Raw genomic sequence first — 3,078 nt, 5'->3', positions numbered from 1 at the left:
CACCCCTCGCATACCGTCGCCGACGTGCCCGGACGGCGATGCGCCGCCCACCCCTTCCGACGAGGAGACCCCTGATGCCCGAGACGACCACGACCCCCGGGACGGCCGCGATCCCCGCGACGATGCCCGCCGTCGCCTACCGCAGGAGCCTGCCGGTCGACGACCCGCAGAGCCTGCTCGACGTCGAGCTGCCCGTGCCCCGGCCGGGCCCGCGCGACCTGCTGGTGCGGGTGGAGGCGGTGGCCGTCAACCCGGTGGACCACAAGGTCCGGCAGAACGCCGACCCGGGCGGTGAGCCGCGGGTGCTGGGCTGGGACGCGTCCGGCACCGTGGTCGCGGTCGGCCCGCAGGTGGAACTGTTCGAGGTCGGCGACGAGGTGTACTACGCCGGCGCCCTGGAGCGGCCCGGCACCAACTCCCGCTACCACGCGGTGGACGAGCGCCTGGTCGGCCACAAGCCCGCCACCCTCTCCCACGCCGGGGCCGCCGCGCTGCCGCTGACCGCGCTGACCGCCTGGGAGGGCCTCTTCGAACGCCTCGGCCTGGGCACCGGCGGCCCGGAGCAGGGCGGCACCCTGCTGGTGACCGCCGCCGCGGGCGGCGTCGGCTCCCTCGTCACCCAGCTCGCCCGCGCCCTCACCGGCCTGACCGTGATCGGCACCGCGTCCCGCCCGGAGTCGGCCGACTTCGCCCGCCGCATGGGCGCCGACCACGTGATCGACCACACGCGCCCGCTCGGCCCGCAGCTGGCGAAGGCCGCCCCCGGCGGCCTCGACCACGTCTTCAGCACCGTCGCCACCGACCGCAACCTCGCCGCCTACGCCGAGGCCCTGAACCCCTTCGGCGGCATCGTCGCCATCGACGACTTCGACTCCCTGGACATCGGCGTCCTCAAGGGCAAGAGCATCTCCTTCCACTGGGAGTTCATGTTCACCCGCTCCCTGCACGCCACCGCCGACCAGGCGGTGCAGCACCGGATCCTCGACCGGGTCGCGCGCCTGGTGGACGCGGGCGTCCTGACCACCACCGCCACCCGCGACCTCGGCCCCGTCAACGCCGCCAACCTCCGGGCGGCCCACCGACTCCAGGAGTCCGGTGCGGCGATCGGCAAGACGACCCTGACCGGGTTCTGAGCCGATGTCCCGGCCGACGGTCCGGTGAAGGTCTGCCAAGCTGCTTCGGTGTTCGAATTTCGTCTCTGGCTTGCCGCACTCCCGGGACCCGTACCCGAGGCCGAAGCCCGCAGCTACTGGAACCTGAAGGATCTCCCCACCCCGAACCTCGACGGAGCCCTGAGGCGCGCCAACTACGTCTACGTCGGTGCCTGGCACGAGGGCCATCTGTCGGACGAGCCGCAGTCCGGCCGCTGCCCCGCGGTCAGGATCTCCACCTGGTTGTTCCACCGCGGGACCATCGACCGCTACCAGGCGCCGCTTCTCGACGCCCGGTTGAGGGACGAACTCATCAGGATCCACCAACCCCGCCCGGGTGACCTGCCGGCGGAGTCCACCGATGCGGAGACGATCGCCGCGTTCCTCACGGCGCACCTCGGCCGGCACCTGCTGCCCGAGGAGGAACCACCGGCCACGGCATGACACGCCGGACGGGCCGACCTCCCGCTCCGGCCTGCGGGGCGAGGCCTCTTCGCTGGGGTGCGGTTGTTGCCACTCGACACCACCCAGGGGATCCGGCCCGCCCTGTTGCAGCGGGGCGGGCCAGGTGCGGCACCCGCCGTACCGAAGCGCGCACCAGCACCACCGGGCCGTGGGGCCGGCTGCCGGTCAGTCGGCCTGCCGGTCCGACGGCACGTCTGCCGGCCGGTCCGTCACGACCGGCAGGAGGCCGCGCTCGCCGAACACCTTCTTGGCGACGAAGGTCGCGTTCAGCGCCTTCGGGAACCCGCAGTAGACGGCGGAGTGCAGCAGCGCCTCGACGATCTCCTGCGGCGTCAGCCCGACGTTCAGCGAGGCGTTGACGTGGACCTCCAACTGCGGCTCGCACCCGCCGAGCGCGGTGAGCATGCCCAGGGTGACCAACTGCCGCTCGCGCGGCGCCAGCCCGGGACGGCTGTAGATCTCCCCGAACCCCCAGGCGACCACCTGGTGCCCGAGCTCGGGGCTCACCTCGCCCAGCGACTCCACCACCCGCCGCCCGGCCTCGCCGTCGATCCGGTCGAGCACCTCGGACCCGTGCGCGAAACGCTCCCGGCGGACCTCGGCCTCACTCGCGGACATGCTCATCTGCGCTGCTCCTCTCCCGTTTCCCGGCCGCCGACCACGGCGGCGGCGACCACGGAAGGAACCGTAGAACTTGGAGCGCACTCCAACTCAAGTCCGCCACGCGACTCCACCTCCACAGGAAGATTTGCGGCCCGGACCCCCTGAAATGGCATCACCCCGCCCTACCCGGGCCGAAAGATTTCCTGCGGACCACGCACCCGATCGGACGGGGCCCGCACTGCGCCGGGGTAGCGTTGTCCGTCCGTTCCCGGGTTTTCGCGAGATGGAGCAGCCGTGTCCTCGAACGTCTTCCGCAGCGGCATCGGACAGCTGCTCCCCGATCAGGGGCCCGATGGGCTGAGGGTCTGGAGCGTGGCCCGGGCGCCGAGGAGCACGCTGTACGGCGCCCCCGTCGAGACCACCATCCTGCTCGAAGGCACCGACGACCTCGACCGGGCCGATCTTCCCCTGGTCGGCGAGGTGCTCGGCAGGGTCGACCACTACATCGGGACGGGGATCCGCTTCGTGCGCGAGCAGGTGGAGGCCGACCCGGCCTTCTTCGGCCTCACCGAAGCGCAGGCGCAGCCCTACCGCGGCCTGCCCGTCGCGGACTTCCCCCTGGACTGCCCGCAGCTCAACTTCTACCTCGACGAGTGGCACCTGCGTTTCGCCGAGGGGCGCCTGCCGATCTGCGACCCCTACGGCCTCGCGGTCGTGTTCGACGGCCAACGGCCGGTGAGAGTGGAGGACTTGAGCGACGCCACGGCCGTGGACGACGAAGGCGCCGACGGCTCGCGGCGACAGGGAGCCTGAGCAGCCCCCTGGGGCCCGCGTGGGGCGGGGAGCCGATCGGATCGGC

4 protein-coding genes are annotated in these 3,078 nt (G+C 72.5%); 3 read left to right on the top strand and 1 reads right to left on the bottom strand.

Translation table 11 applies throughout. The features are described 5' to 3' along the window. The first annotated feature begins 122 nt into the window (after positions 1 to 122). Together ACIQOV_RS34835 and ACIQOV_RS34830 are read left to right on the top strand one after the other, a co-directional pair. The gene (locus ACIQOV_RS34835; protein ID WP_380547752.1) at positions 123 to 1,133 is read left to right on the top strand and encodes a zinc-binding alcohol dehydrogenase family protein; all 1,011 of its coding nucleotides are present in this window, start codon (positions 123 to 125) and stop codon (positions 1,131 to 1,133) included. 48 nt (positions 1,134 to 1,181) lie between these two features. Beyond that, on the top strand, positions 1,182 to 1,595 hold the full coding sequence (locus tag ACIQOV_RS34830; protein ID WP_401054854.1) for a hypothetical protein: 414 nt from the start codon (positions 1,182 to 1,184) through the stop codon (positions 1,593 to 1,595). A 186-nt stretch (positions 1,596 to 1,781) separates the two neighbouring features. On the opposite strand, the gene ACIQOV_RS34825 is transcribed toward ACIQOV_RS34830, so the two are convergent. Next, positions 1,782 to 2,234 carry a carboxymuconolactone decarboxylase family protein gene (locus tag ACIQOV_RS34825; RefSeq protein WP_401054856.1) on the bottom strand — a complete coding sequence of 151 codons (453 nt, stop codon included), beginning with the start codon at positions 2,232 to 2,234 and terminating at the stop codon, positions 1,782 to 1,784. A gap of 279 nt (positions 2,235 to 2,513) precedes the next feature. Between ACIQOV_RS34825 and ACIQOV_RS34820 the strand changes: the two genes are divergently transcribed. Continuing rightward, a complete protein-coding gene (locus ACIQOV_RS34820) occupies positions 2,514 to 3,032 on the top strand; it encodes a hypothetical protein (RefSeq protein ID WP_401054852.1) in 519 nt (172 codons plus the stop codon). Positions 3,033 to 3,078: the final 46 nt, after the last annotated feature.

The sequence above is a fragment of the Kitasatospora sp. NPDC091257 genome (assembly GCF_044757675.1).
GTDB lineage: Bacteria > Actinomycetota > Actinomycetes > Streptomycetales > Streptomycetaceae > Kitasatospora > Kitasatospora lactacystinica.
The sequence above is the reverse complement of the archived record's forward strand: the minus strand, read 5'-3'. Positions and strand labels throughout refer to the sequence as shown.

Bases quoted from the DNA above. Each gene is read 5' to 3' on its own strand.
- ACIQOV_RS34835 (WP_380547752.1), top strand. From the start codon at position 123: ATGCCCGCCGTCGCCTACCGCAGGAGCCTGCCGGTCGACGACCCGCAG.
- ACIQOV_RS34825 (WP_401054856.1), bottom strand. From the start codon at position 2,234: ATGTCCGCGAGTGAGGCCGAGGTCCGCCGGGAGCGTTTCGCGCACGGG.